Source organism: Sorangium aterium, from assembly GCF_028368935.1.
Lineage (GTDB): Bacteria > Myxococcota_A > Polyangia > Polyangiales > Polyangiaceae > Sorangium > Sorangium atrum.
Genome location: NZ_JAQNDK010000004.1, coordinates 297,656 through 310,487, shown reverse-complemented (window position 1 = coordinate 310,487; position 12,832 = coordinate 297,656). Strand labels below are relative to the sequence as shown.

Sequence of the window (12,832 nt, the reverse complement as noted above, 5' to 3'; positions counted from 1 at the left end):
TCCCGCTTGCATTGCCCGGCCCCGGTGGGGGGAGTCGAGGAGGTTCGATATGGCGACCGAGCAGAAGCAGGGACCGGGCGCGCAGGGGCAGCAGGGCGCCGGCCTACAGGAGGGCCGCAGCGAGAGCAGCGTGGTCCCCGACAAGGACTACAACCTGGTCAGCGTGCTCTACCATGTGCTCAAGGGCGCGGAGACCCACTCACAGTACATCCAGGATGCGAAGAAGCAGGGTGATCAAGAGCTCGCCTCCTTCTTCAGCGAGGTCCGGCAGGAGGAGCTGCGGCTCGCGGAGCGCGCGAAGCAGCTCCTCGGACAGCGGCTGAGCGGCGGGCGCCAGGGCCAAGGAGGGGCCCGCGCGAGCGCGTAGTACCGACGCCGCCCCTTCGGCCTGCGCGGTTACTGGAGGGTCGGCGCGGTCCACTTCATCCACTTGGCCAGATCGGCCGTCGCCCCGTCGCCCTTGAGCAGGTTGGTGTCCGCGGTGCCGCCGCCGACGAGGAACTTCTTCACGTACGCCTCGAGGGCCGCCCTCTGCGAGGAGGGGAACGCGCAGTGGGAATGGCCGGTGGTCTGCCAGTAGCCCATCTTGTCCTGCACCCCGAGCCCCTTCCAGATCTGCTGGGCGATGGACCCCGCCGTGAAGGTGCTGTTGATGCCGAGCCAGTCGATCCTGTTGTCGATGACGAGCAGGGCGCGCGGCGCGACGAGCCCCATGACCATGTGATGATCGAACGGCAACGACGTCACCCGGTTGCCGAAGGTCGAGCCGAAGTTCGCGCGGAACCACGGCTGCTCGTTGGCCGCGTTGGACAGCGTCTGCACGTTCTCCCCGGCGCTCGCGCCCGCCTGCGAGACGCGCCAGCTCGCCGAGCCCCCGGCGCCCGACTCCTGGGGGATCGTCAGCACGATGCGCTCGTCGAACGCGCCCACCGTGAGGGCCCCCTTGCCGTTGCGCGAGCAACCCGTCACGGCGATGCGCTTCGGGTCGATGTTGGCGCCCGGGGTCTTCTCCAGAGCGTCGATGATCCGGCTCACGCCCCAGGCCCACGCGATCATCGAGCTGGCCGAGTGGTTGCTGCCGTAGAGGTTATAGAACGTACCCGTCCCGCGCGAGCCGGCGCCGCTCTGGGCGCCCATCGCGTTGTTGTCGAAGGTCGCCATCGCGACGCCGTTCTGGCTGAACACGGTGTTGTCCAGATTCGAACCGCCGATGCCGATGACGAGCGGGATCGCACCGGCAGGCGCCCCGGCAGGCCGGCTGATGTTGATGGAGAAGGAGGCGCTCTTCCCTGCGTCGTTGACGTTGACCGTCAGCTTGTTCGCCGAGAACTGCCCCGTGACATTGTCCTTGGACACCACGGGCTTCGATCCGGACTCATACGTCTCGACCTGCGACTTGATCTCCGCGCGCCGGCACGCCCACTCCGACTTCTTCGTGATGCGTGAGCCGCTCAAGCTCAGGAACGGATCGTGATGCGTGTCGAACACCGGGAGAGACGAGGCGGCAGGCAACGTCGGCTTGGGGCAGCTCGCGCCGCTGTCTTCGACCGCGCCGGTGCTCCCTCCGGCACCGCCTGAGCCGCCCGAGCCGCCGGAGCCGCCCGCACCGGAGCCGCCCGCACCGCCGGAGCCCCCTGCCCCGCCCGAGCCGCCTGCCCCCGAGCTGCTGCTCGACGACGAGCTGCTGCTCGACGACGAGCTGCTGCTCGACGACGAGCTGCTGCTCGACGACGAGCTCGCGCTGCTGCTCGACGACGAGCTACTGCTCGACGACGCGCTCGCGCTGCTGCTCGACGAGGAGGACGCGCCCGTACCGACGACCGTGCCTCCGCTGCCGGTGACCGACGCGACAGCGGGCCGCCCGCTGCCGTTTGCGCAGAACCCCCACGCCGTCGAGCCGTTCTGCGCGATCGCTCCGTTGTGGCTCACGTTCGTGGCGGTGAACTGCCCGCTCGACTGCGTGACGTTCACATTCCACGAATTGGCCAGGGTCGCGCCGTTGAGCCTGACGCCCACGTTCCAGCCGGTGGTGGCCGGGGAGCGGGACTTGTTCTTCACCGTCACGTTCGCGCAGTAGCCGCTCCCCCAGTCCGACTGAATCGCGATATCCGCCGACATCGAGCCGTCGGCGCTGTCCAGTGCGCCGTCCAGCGTGTCGAGCTCCTCTTCGTCGATGGGCTCGACGGCACACGCAAGCAGACCGAACGCGAACGCAGCCGAGATGTAGCCAAGCAAGTGAGTGGTACGCATAAGGTTCTCCGTGATCGAAAAAGCTGAGTCGCGGGCTTCTGCTCAAGGTGGATACATGCACCGGCGAGACGCCTGCGAACCCTCGTTCTATTGGTAGAGCTCAATATTCCCGGCCAGCGTGCGCCTGATCATGAACGCCTAGCGGACCTTGCCGATCCCATGCATGGCAACCACGGTGTTCGTCGGACAGCTACTCACATGCGGATACCCCGCGGTGGGGCGGGGCACCATGAGAAAGCAAGAGCGACTCGGAAACGCAGCTGCAAGGAGCGAGCGCTCCGGGCAGCGATCTCCCCCCGAGGCGGTCCTCCGGATCGTGCCGTCGTCGCTCAGGCTGCCTGGGCGCGCGCCATCGTCGAACTAGGCCGTTGCGAGGCCGGGCGTCACGCCGGCTTGCGCCCCGACACCAGATAGAACGTCACCCCGCGCGCCCCGTCGAGCGTGCGCGCGAGCGCGGCCTGCTTCCCCGCGCGCGCCTCCTGCATGGCGATCGCCCACAGCCGCTCGAACTGCGCCGGATCGCCGCCGCCGGCCAGATACCAGGCGTGGGTTTGATCGCGGGTGCCGCCCGTTCCGAGCCAGATGCCGCCGTCGATCCACGCCAGCACCTGGCGCAGCTCCTCGCGCTCCGCGGGCGTATCGTACGGCGGGATCAGCGCGGCGCACTTGTCCGACTGGCACACGTGGAGATCGCCGAGCCCTGCCTCGCGGAGCAGCCCTGGCAGCCGCTCGCCCACGGAGCTGTCCCCCTGTCCCAGCGCGCGCTTGCCGTCCTGGCAGATGGCCTCGAGCTCGAGCAGCGCGAGCCGGTCGGCGCGCGACAGGCCGGGCGCGGTGACCAGGGCGGTGGCCTTCTCGGCGAAGTTGTTCGGCTCGACCGCCAGCAGGAGGCCGCCGGGGCGCAGGACGCGGCGCATCTCGCGCAGCACCCGCAGCGGGTCGGCGACGTGCATCAGGACGGTCTGGCACGTGGCGAGGTCGACGCTCGCGTCGGGCAGCGGGAGGGCCTCGGCGAGGCCCTCCCGGTACGACGTGCGCGCCGCGACCCCGCACGCCTCGGCCTCGGCGGCGGCGCGCGCGACGAACGACGGTTCACGATCGACGCCCACCAGGGTGGCATCGCCGTGCAGCACGGGCAGGAGGGTTCGACCCCAGTGCCCGACGCCGCAGCCGACGTCGACCGCCGCGCGCACCTCGTCGAGCCGGAGCCGGCGGGCGATGAGCTCGACGAAATCGCGGTTCCACCAGGTGTCGCGCCAGTCGCCCTCGAAGCCGACGAGCCAGCTGTAGTCGCTGGCCTCGAAGGCCGGCGGCGGAGGAGCCGAGGGATCAGCGGCGCTGGACACCACCACGGCATAACACGGCCACCGCGCGGCCCCGGCGCCGATCCACGATGCGGCGCCACGCCGGCCCTCTGGAGGCGAGCCCGGCGCGTTTAGCGCCGGGCCTCTGGAGGCGAGCCCGGCGCGTTTAGCCCTTGACGGGCGTCGAGATTCACCCTCGAGATCGGTGAACCGGTTTGCTCACTCTATTTCCCAAGCCACCTTCCATGGAAAGGCTGATTCAGATGGCGCCTCCTTCGGAAAACAAGATGTCACGTTGCGCGGGTCGACCGCCCACCAGACGGCCGCATTCGATGAAGATGCTGAGGGTACCGCTCCTCGTCGTCGGGCTCTTGAGCGCGGCGCTCGCGGGCGCCTGCTCCTCGAGCGGCACCGATGAGCCGAACGAGGTGACCGGCAGCGGCGGCTCCAGCTCGTCGGGGAGCCCCAGCGGGGCCACCGGCACGGGCGGCGCAAGCAGCGGCGCGAACGGCAGCGCGAACAGCGGTACGGGCGGCGGCGCCTCGGTCGGCCAGGGTGGCGTGGACACGGGCGCATCGACCGGGAGCACGGGCGGAATGCCGGGCTCCGACGAGGAGTACCCCGTGCCGAACGCCCTTCCGGACGAGACGGGCGCAGACCTCTGGCTCAGGTACCCGAAGGTGCCGATTCCGGGGCGCCTCGCGGAGTATCAGGCGGCCTTCAAGCGCGTGGTCAAGTCGGGGACCGGCGCGAGCCTCGACGTCGCCCAGGCCGAGCTCGTCAAAGGGCTGAGCGGATTGACGGGCGGAGCCGTCGAGACCGGCGCGGCCGTCGAGGGACCGGGCGCCGTGGTGATCGGGACGGCCACCTCGGACGCCATCAAGGGCCTGCCGCTCGCATCGCGCCTCGGAGCCCTGGGCCCCGAGGGCTACCTCGTCGAGGCCGCCGACGTCGGGGGCCAGCCGGTGATCGCCGTGGCAGGCAACACCGAGGTGGGCGTGCTCTATGGCACCTTCGCGCTCCTCCGGCACGTCCAGAGCCACAGCTCCCTCGACAAGCTGTCGCTCACCGGCTCTCCGAAGATCGGCCACCGCATCCTGAACCACTGGGACAACCTTGATCGCAGCGTGGAGCGCGGCTACGCGGGCCGATCCATCTGGGACTGGAGCGCGCTGCCCGGCACGATCTCCCCCCGTTACAAGGACTACGCGAGGGCCAACGCCTCCATCGGCATCAACGGGACGGTGCTGACGAACGTGAACGCCAACGCGCAGGTCCTGACGCCCTCGTACCTCACGAAGGTCAAGGCGCTCGCCGACGTCTTCCGCCCTTATGGCATCAAGGTCTACCTCACGGCCCGCTTCAGCGCGCCGGTCGAGATCGGCAACCTGAGCACGGCCGATCCGACCAACTCCAGCGTCAAGCAATGGTGGACGAACAAGGTCAACGAGATCTACCAGCAGATCCCCGACTTCGGGGGTTTCCTTGTGAAGGCCAACTCCGAGGGGCAGCCGGGGCCGCAAGATTACGGTCGGACCCACGCCGACGGCGCCAACATGCTCGCCGACGCCCTCGCGCCGCATGACGGCATCGTGATATGGCGCGCCTTCGTCTACTCGGACACCAGCCCTCCGGACCGCATCAAGCAGGCCTACGAGGAGTTCAAGCCTCTGGACGGCAAATTCAAGAGCAACGTCCTCGTGCAGGCCAAGAACGGCCCGCTCGATTTCCAGCCCCGGGAGCCGTTCCATCCGCTGTTCGGGGCCATGCCGAAGACGCCCCTCGCCCTCGAGCTCCAGATCACGAAGGAGTACCTCGGCGAGGACACGCACCTCGCCTACCTCGGTCCGCTCTACGAGGAGGTCCTCAAGGCGGACACCTACGCGGCGGGCGAGGGCTCGACCGTGGCGCGGGTCATCGACGGCACCCTCCACAAGTATACGACCACCGCGATCTCGGGCGTCGCCAACGTGGGTGACGACGCGAACTGGACTGGATCGCAGATGAACCAGGCGAACTGGTACGTGTTCGGGCGCCTGGCGTGGAACCCGGACCTCTCCTCGGAGGCCATCGCAGAGGAGTGGGTCCGGCAGACCTTCTCGAACGACCCCGTCGTCGTCGAGCCGGTCGTTCAGATCATGATGGAGTCCCGCAAGGCGCTCGTCGACTACATGACGCCCCTCGGCCTCGTCCACATCATGGGCAACGACCATCACTACGGGCCGGGGCCGTGGCTGAACAGCCTGAGCCGCGCCGAGTGGAACCCGGTCTACTATCACAAGGCGGACGCGAACAGCATCGGCTTCAACCGCACCTCGTCGGGCAGCAACGCTGTCGCCCAGTACGCTGCGCAGGTAGGACAGAAGTTCGGGAGCCGGGACACGGTGCCGGACGATCTCCTGCTCTTCTTCCACCGCGTCGGCTGGCAAGACAAGGCGAAGTCGGGGAGGACGGTCTGGGAGGAGCTCGTCCATCGTTACAGCCAGGGCGTCGATGAGGTGGGGGTGATGCGAGAGACATGGAAGTCCGTCGAGGGCCGTATCGATGGCAAGCGCTTCGGTGACGTGAGCGACTTCCTCCAGATCCAGCACTACGAGGCGCGCTGGTGGCGCGACGCGTGCCTCGCCTACTTCGGCTCGGTGTCGAAGCTCCAGGTCCCGAGCGGCTACGCTCCCCTGGCGAACACGCTGAGCTTCTACCAGGGGCTCCGCTGCCCCTCCGACGTCAAGAAGCCCCGCTGCTCGCAGGTCTATACCGGGAATCCGTCCCCGGCCATTCTCCAGTGAGAGCGCAGTGAGCGCGGCGGGCCGGCTCGATCTGGCCCGCCGCCTGCCAGCGATCTTCACGCCCCTGCCCCTGTCGAGCGCACAGCATCCTCCGGATCTCGCTGGCTCCGCGATCGGAAGCGGGGTGCAGGTTCGTGTGATAAGGGCTCAGACGCCAGGCAGGCGAGTGAGGCGTACGACGGTACGCCGCAGCGAGCCGAACGACGCGGCTGAGCCCTTAGCGCACGAACCTGCACCCCGCTGTAGTCCGGTCGTAATATCGGAGTCATCGCATGACCTCGTCGTGGTCGGCGATCGACGTGAGCGCACGCGCGCTGTTACCGTCCCGCTGGCTCATCCATCAGAGAACGGCGCGATGCGCGTTGGCTGCCAAGGCTGTCAGGAGGTGCCTTATGACGCTGGCTTCGAGTCGAGCATTGTTGTTGTTGATGGCGGGGTGCGCCTCGGCCTGCAGCGCGCCTGGACCGCAGGCGGCGGGGAATGGTCGTGCCGAGCGGCCCGCGGCGCGCGCGCTCCGGCCGAGCGGCGCGGCGCCGGTCGAGCTGGAGCGGATCGTGAGCAGGGCGCGGGCGAGGTTTCGATCCACGCGACGAGGGCTCTCCGCCGAGGGCGCCGCCCATCGGATCGACGTCGAGGGCGGCGCGGCGCGGATCCGCGCGAAGCCCTCGGCGAGGGCGGCACGCAGGGGGCGAGCGAGGCAGCTCCAGGCGCTCGTCGAGGCGCGCTCCGCCGCCGAGCTTTCGGCGCGCCGCCGCGCGCTCCGCGGGCCTCCCCTCGAGGGCGCGCCCGGCGAGCTCCGGCCAGGAGGCGCGCTCACGCTGACGACGCGATCGATCGCCCGCGCCGGCTACGAGTGCGTGGACGGCGAGGGCCGCGCGCGCATCGCGGCGGACGGCGGCGCGGAGCGCGCGTTCGCGACCTGCAGCGAGCTATGGAAGAACCACGAGGCGAACGCCGAGCAGGCGTTCCGGTTCCCCGAGCGGCCCGGGGGGCGCGGCGATCTCGTCGTGCGCGTGAGCGCCCGGCTCGGCGCCGCGGACGCCGCGCCGTCGGTCGCGAGCGACGCCCGCGGCCTCGTCCTCGGCGACGCGCCGGGGCAGCGGTTCGTGTACGGCCACGGCGCGTGGATCGACGCGTCGGGCCGCCGCGCGCCGGTGCCCGCCCGCTGGGCGGACGGCCACATCGAGCTGCGCGTGCCCGCCTCGGTCGTCGAGGAGAGCGGCTATCCGGCGCTGCTCGATCCAGAGGTGGGCCCGGAGATCGGGACGGAGCCGCCCGTGTCCGTCCAGCAAGACGTCGGGGTCAATCCGGAGATCGCGACCGACGGGACGAGCTACGTCGTCGTCTTCGAGGATCTGTCGCGCATCCGCGCGGTCCGCGTCGGCGCGCACGGGGACGTGCTCGATCTCGACTGGCTGGATCTGGGCGAGGCGTCCGCCGGGCAGTACCTGCCCAGCGTGGCGTACGGAGGAGGCCGCTACCTCGTCACCTGGAGCCAGTACGGCGACGACGACCGGATCACCATCCGCGGCCGCGTGATGCGACCCGACGGCGCGCTCGAAGGGTCGGCGAGCTTCGCGATCTCGACGGCGGACGAGGGCGTGTATCCCTCGGTCGAATGGAACGGGGAGCGCTTCGTGGCCGCCTGGCTCAGCCTCGCCGACGATGGGGCCGACGACGTCCGCGCGACCCTGATCGACCCGAGCGGCAGCGCCGTTCCCGGCGCCGAGCGCGTCCTCTCCACGAGCGGCCGCGCATCGCGCCCGGCGGTCGGCGCCGGCGCGGACGTCTCCGTCGTGGCCTGGGACGAGGACGTCGCCGGCGGCGGCGCGCGCGCCATCCGCGCGGCGCGGGTGGCCAGCGACGGGACGGCGCTCGACGCCGGCGGCGTTCCGATCTCGGAGGGCCCGAACAACGCGCGGCTGGTCGCGCTCGCGTCCGGCGGGACGAGCTTCCTGGCCACGTGGGTCCGGGACGATCCCACGAGCACGATCCGGGGCGCGGTGCTGCGCGCAGACGGCACGATCACGGCAAGGGACTTCCCGGTCTCGCGGCCGAGCCCGGGCACCGGGGCCCCCGCCGCGGCGTTCGACGGCAGCAGCTATCTCGTGGCGTGGGCCGACGAGCGGGACGGTCGCGCGATGTACGGGGCCCGCGTCTCGGCCGACGGCGTCGTGCAGGGGACCGACGACGTGAGGCTCGCGGACGGGTCGCCTGGCTCCGTCTGGGATTCCGACCGGAGCTCGCTCGCGTGGAACGGCTCGCGCTTCCTGCTCGCGTTCCACGGCCAGGGCATCGAGGGCAGCCTGATCGGCCCGGATCTCGCGCTGGCCGCGGGCCGGCTCGGGCTCAGCCCCCTACCGAGCAGGCAAGGCACCCCGCGCGTGGTCTGGACCGGCGAGAGCTACCTCGTCGCCTGGACCGACGAGCCGGACCTGGACGGGGAGCGGACGACCGCGCGCGCGGTGCGCGTGAGCGCGGCGGGCGAGGTTGTCACCCCGATCGGGATCGAGCTCGCGAGCAGCGCCTTCGCGATCGACCTGGCCTCGAACGGCGAGGGCGCGTCGGAGCTCACCTGGAGCGCGATCGGCGCCGGCGGGGATCACCTGCGGCGGGTGTCGGGCGACGGCGCGCTCGGGGAGAGCATCGATATCTCGTCGCTCCACCTGTCGGCGACACCGTCGGTCGCCGGCAACGGCGACGGTTATCTGGTGACCTTCGTGGAGAGGACCGCGGAGGAGCCCTTCGTGTACACCGCGTCGGGCCGTCTGCTCGACGCTTCGGGGAGCGCTGGCCCGGTGTTCCCCATCGTGCCCTCGGTCGGGGCGGAGTCACGCGCGATGCCGCTCCACGCCGGGCAGGACTACCTGGTGGCCTGCTGGAATGCGGGCCTGCGCCTCGTCCCCGTGAGCCGCAAGGGAGACGTCGGGGAGAGCTTCCTGCTGTCGAGCGCATCGGCCGCCATCGCCGGGGCGACGGACGGCACGGACACGCTCGTTGTCTGGACGGAGTCCGCCGATGGCTGGCCGGAGGGCGGTGACGGGCCGGTGCACGGTCGAATCTACGGCACGGGCGGCTGGCGGGGCGAAGCGTTCCTGATCTCGCCGACCAGCGCTGGTGACGCGGCGGCCGTGGCCTGGGACGGCGCGAGCTACGAGGTGGTGTGGGAAGAGGCGGAGACGCACCGGCTCCGGATCCGCGCCGTGGCCCCCGATGGGACGCTCGGCGTGGAGGCGCTGCTCGTCGATGACGATTGCAATGCGCCGATGCTGGCCCGCGGCGAGGATGGCCGGTTCCTCCTGAGCTATTACAAGCTCGGCCCTGCTGCGCGCACGCGGCGCGTCGTCTCGCGGCTGCTCAGCTGGGAGCCCTCGCCCGGACCCGGCGCAGGCGGCGGCGGCGCGGGTGGAAGCGGCGGCGCCGGGCTCGGTACGGGCGGAGGCGGCAGTGTGGAGCCGGGCGCGGGCGGAAATGGCGGTATGGATCCGGGGGTGGACGCAAACGGCGGCCCGGAGCCGGGCGCGGGCGGAAACGGCGGCGCAGAGCCGGGCGCGGGTGGCCGAGCAGCGAACGGCGGGGGCGGCGGCACCTCCAGCGTTGCCGCCGACAGCAGCAGAAATGACGGGACCGACGACACAAGCAGCGACGCACAATGCAGCTTTCACCGCGCTGGCGGCAGGTCCGCGTACCTCGAGCTCATCGTCGCCCTGCTCGGCCTCGCCCTCATCACGCGACGCCGCGGCGCCAGGTGGTCCTCCCCCGCCTGCGCGGCCGCGCGCAGCTGCTCGTCGGGCATCGTGCCCCAGAACAGGTACGAGAGCCGCATTGCCATCCCGTCGCCCTTTACCGGGCGAGCGCGATGGCGAACGGCGCGAGCCCTCGCCTTCGCAGCACGGAGGGGACGAGCAAGGCGACCGCCTCGGGGCCGCGAGCGGTCTCGATGTCTCCGAGATCTTCGATCCAGTCGGACGGCCAGCCCAGATCGCCGAGCAACCGTCCGACGACCGCCTTCGCGCCCTCGTCGTTGCCGGAGAGGAACGCGGTCGGGGCGGCGCGCAGGCTCGTGGGATCCGCCATGACGGTGAACAGCATGGTGTTCAGCGTCTTGACCACGGCCGTCTCGGGCAGCGCAGCCTGCAGGCGCTCGGCGACGCTGCCGTTCGGGTAAAGCAGGCTGCCCGGAAGGCCGTCTCGGCCGCGCAGCGTCGCGTTGGAGACGTCGACGAGGATCTTTCCCTTCAGCGCGTCACGGAGGGCGCCGAGCCGCTCCACGCTCGTGTCCCCCGGGGTGGCGTTGATGACGATCGAGGCCAGGCGCGCGGTCTCCGCGTGATCCCTGAGCTCGACGCGCGCCCCCGACCATTTCACAGCGGCTTGCGCCGGGTCTCTGGCGCCGATCGTGACGGCGTGCCCGGCGCCAGCGAGCTTGTTCGCGAGGACGGTGGCGACGCGGCCCGAGCCGAGGATTCCAATGTTTCCCATGACGTGATCCATGTTCAGCCCCCTCCCCTCATCGGATGGTCGACAGGACGAAGGCCGCGCCGGCGTGGAGCCCGGGCGCCGCGGCCAGGAAGTCCTCGCTGGCCAGGCTCCAGCGCTCCCCGCGTGTGTCCGTGACCACGCCCCCGGCCTCCTCGACGAGCAGCGCCCCCGCGAGGAGCCCGGAGCGGATCTGGCTGTACTGCCAGAAGACGTCCATCCGGCCGGCCGCGACCTGAATGAGCTGGAGGGTGGCCGGGACCGAGACGCGCAGGACGAGCGCGCTCCGGAGCATCGCGGTGACGGACATGCCCATCCGCCGGTACGTCTCCTCGTCCTCGCCCGGCCTCGCCTGGCCGGTCCCGACGAAGGCAGCGCCGAGCTCCGTCTTCGCCGACGCTCGAATTCTCCTGGTCCCCAGGGTCGCGCCGGCGCCCTTCCGGGCGGTGTACGTGTCGCCGGTCAAGGGCAGGTGCACCGCTGTCAGGACCGGCTCGTTGTCGCGGACGAGGGTCGCCGTGACACACCAGTCCGCCATCCCGTGAACGTGGTTGATGTTCCCCTCGACGGTGTCGGTGACCCACCACTCCCCTGGCGGGAGGGGCCCGCACTCGAGCTCGTCCTCGACCCACCGGGCCTCCGGGCGAGCGCGCGACAACGGCTCGCGAAGCGCATCGAGGGAGACCGCATCGTTGGCGCCGAGCGCGGCGAAGATGTCCTCTCGGCTCCTCGGGCGCGGCTCTGTCGAGAAGCGACCGACGAGCCGCTCGCCTGCCGCGGAGAGCGCCGCGACGACCGCGGGCAGCAGGGACTCGTCCTCCGCGCGGCCCGCGCCTCGGCCTCGCGACATCGCATCGTTGTTCCTCTGCTCGGAATGATCCGAATGAATCGACATGAATCCTCCTCGGGCGAGCGGCTCGCGCGTGCTCGTGAGCCGCTGAACCGCTGAACCACCGCGCGGAGGAATAAACCCTGGACGACTCATGCCGTCCAATGCATAGTTGATATGAGGAAGAATTACCTCCATGCATATCGACCTGAACCTGTTGCCGGCGCTGGACGCGTTGCTCGAGGAGAGGAGCGTCAGCGCCGCGGCGGCCCGCTTGCATCTGTCCCAGCCCGCGATGAGCCGGACGCTGGGGCGCATCCGGGACGCCACGGGGGACCCGATCCTGGTGCGCGCCGGCCGGACGATGGCGCTCACGCCCCGCGCGCTGGCCCTGCGACAGGAGGTCCAGGCCATCGTCCAGCGAGCGCACGCGGTGTTCGCGCCCGAGCGGGAGCTCGACCTGGCGAGGCTCGAGCGGACCTTCACCGTCCGCTGCCACGACGCCCTCACGACGGCGCTCGGCGCGCGGCTCTTGCGAGCGGCGCAGGAGCAGGCCCCTCTCGTGAAGGTCCGGCTCCTGGCCGAGCCCGCGGGAGATACGGACGACCTGCGCCAAGGGCGCGTGGATCTCGAGATCGGCTCGACGGAGCCCGCGCTCCCCGAGATCCGCGGGGAGCTCGTCGGCGAAGATCGCGTCGTCGTCGCCCTCCGCCGGGCTCACCCGCTCGCGCGCGGCCGGCTCACCGCCAGGCGCTACGCCGAGGCGCTCCACGTCACCGTCTCGCGCCGTGGCCGCCTGCGCGATCCGATCGACGACGCGCTCGAGGCCCTGGGGCTGCGGCGGCGCGTCGTCGCGGCGGCTCCCACGTGCGCGGCGGCCATCCATTTCGCCCACGAGAGCGATCTCGTCGTCGCGCTGCCGGCGCGCGTCTGCGGTCCCATCGTGCGAGCGCTGGGCCTCGGCACCCGTCCGCTGCCGCTCGACGCGCCGGAGCTCAGGATCGTTCAGCTGTGGCACCAGCGCTGCGAGGGCGACAAGGCGCATGCATGGCTGCGCGGACACACGCGCGAGATCCTCCGAGCGATCTGTCGTGGAGAGGCGTGATCGAGGAGAAGCGTGCCAGTCGGCCGGCGCTCACGGGCATGGCGCCGACCAGCCTGGCGAGCGCGCTCCGCCGCCGCAG

Annotated in this window: 8 protein-coding genes; 3 read left to right on the top strand and 5 right to left on the bottom strand. The window is 71.0% G+C overall.

Annotation, left to right across the window (positions count from 1 at the left end):
• The first annotated feature begins 49 nt into the window (after positions 1–49).
• Positions 50–367 (top strand): hypothetical protein, encoded by a 318-nt coding sequence (locus POL72_RS32510; protein WP_272100466.1) that lies wholly within the window; start codon positions 50–52, stop codon positions 365–367.
• A 29-nt stretch (positions 368–396) separates the two neighbouring features.
• Here POL72_RS32510 and POL72_RS52345 read toward each other — a convergent pair whose 3' ends face one another.
• A complete protein-coding gene (locus POL72_RS52345) occupies positions 397–2,118 on the bottom strand; it encodes a glucuronyl esterase domain-containing protein (protein WP_506377480.1) in 1,722 nt (573 codons plus the stop codon).
• Between the two features lie 515 nt (positions 2,119–2,633).
• Positions 2,634–3,596 carry a class I SAM-dependent methyltransferase gene (locus POL72_RS32495; protein WP_272100465.1) on the bottom strand — a complete coding sequence of 321 codons (963 nt, stop codon included), beginning with the start codon at positions 3,594–3,596 and terminating at the stop codon, positions 2,634–2,636.
• Between the two features lie 296 nt (positions 3,597–3,892).
• On the opposite strand from POL72_RS32495, the gene POL72_RS32490 reads away from it, so the two are divergent.
• Entirely contained in the window at positions 3,893–6,340 is a 2,448-nt protein-coding gene (locus tag POL72_RS32490; RefSeq protein ID WP_272100464.1) for an alpha-glucuronidase family glycosyl hydrolase, read from the top strand.
• A 3,661-nt stretch (positions 6,341–10,001) separates the two neighbouring features.
• Here POL72_RS32490 and POL72_RS32485 read toward each other — a convergent pair.
• From POL72_RS32485 to POL72_RS32475, 3 genes are read right to left on the bottom strand one after another with little or no spacing between them, the layout of a single operon-like run.
• Positions 10,002–10,136 (bottom strand): hypothetical protein, encoded by a 135-nt coding sequence (locus POL72_RS32485; protein ID WP_272101787.1) that lies wholly within the window; start codon positions 10,134–10,136, stop codon positions 10,002–10,004.
• A gap of 47 nt (positions 10,137–10,183) precedes the next feature.
• On the bottom strand, positions 10,184–10,822 hold the full coding sequence (locus POL72_RS32480) for an NADPH-dependent F420 reductase (RefSeq protein ID WP_272100463.1): 639 nt from the start codon (positions 10,820–10,822) through the stop codon (positions 10,184–10,186).
• Positions 10,823–10,850: 28 nt separating this feature from the next.
• Positions 10,851–11,714, bottom strand: coding sequence for an inositol monophosphatase family protein (locus POL72_RS32475; RefSeq protein WP_272100462.1), 864 nt, complete (start codon positions 11,712–11,714; stop codon positions 10,851–10,853).
• A gap of 130 nt (positions 11,715–11,844) precedes the next feature.
• Between POL72_RS32475 and POL72_RS32470 the strand changes: the two genes are divergently transcribed.
• A complete protein-coding gene (locus POL72_RS32470; protein ID WP_272100460.1) occupies positions 11,845–12,753 on the top strand; it encodes a LysR family transcriptional regulator in 909 nt (302 codons plus the stop codon).
• Positions 12,754–12,832 lie beyond the last annotated feature (79 nt).